General features: G+C 33.1%; 1 protein-coding gene. It reads right to left on the bottom strand.

Annotation, left to right across the window (positions count from 1 at the left end):
• A partial coding sequence (locus K0040_RS20395; RefSeq protein WP_228110480.1) for an SIS domain-containing protein occupies positions 1–278 on the bottom strand: 278 nt, incomplete at both ends.

Genomic DNA, 278 nt, shown 5'->3' on the forward strand with positions numbered 1-278 from the left:
CAGACTCCCTAGCTATTGATGAACCAACAACATTAGTTATGGATAATACTCTAGCACCTTTTGACTTAGCATCTCTAAGTGCTGCTAAAGTATCAGCTGTTTCTCCTGATTGACTTACTATTATTATTAAAGTATTTTCGTCTACAAATGAATCACTATATCTAAATTCAGAAGCTATGTCAGCTATAACTGGTATTTTAGCGAATTTTTCTATAGCATTTTTTCCAACAAGTCCTGCATGATAAGCAGTACCACAAGCTACTATATAAACTTTGTTT

This window comes from Terrisporobacter petrolearius (genome assembly GCF_020748185.1).
GTDB lineage: Bacteria > Bacillota > Clostridia > Peptostreptococcales > Peptostreptococcaceae > Terrisporobacter > Terrisporobacter petrolearius.